General features: G+C 62.3%; 1 protein-coding gene. It reads right to left on the bottom strand.

From position 1 onward, the window contains the following. The coding region (locus tag LKK83_RS30620) for a WD40 repeat domain-containing protein (protein ID WP_442957397.1) at nt 1-228 on the bottom strand (228 nt) is incomplete at both ends.

Consider the following 228-nt stretch of genomic DNA (forward strand, 5'->3'; position numbering starts at 1 on the left):
CCCACAGTTTCAGGGTGTTATCGTCTGATGCAGAAACCGCCCCAGTGCCGTCCGGGGTGATGGCCACTGCCATTACCAGGTCACTATGCCCGGTGAGGGTGGCCCGTTCCGACCCAGTGGCCAAGTCCCACAGTTTCAGGGTGTTATCGTATGATGCAGAAACCGCCCCTGTGCCGTCCGGGGTGATGGCCACTGCCCTTACCCGGGCACTATGCCCGGTGAGGGTGG

The sequence above is a fragment of the Phormidium sp. CCY1219 genome (assembly GCF_035615515.1).
In the GTDB taxonomy this organism is placed as follows: Bacteria; Cyanobacteriota; Cyanobacteriia; order Cyanobacteriales; family Laspinemataceae; genus CCY1219.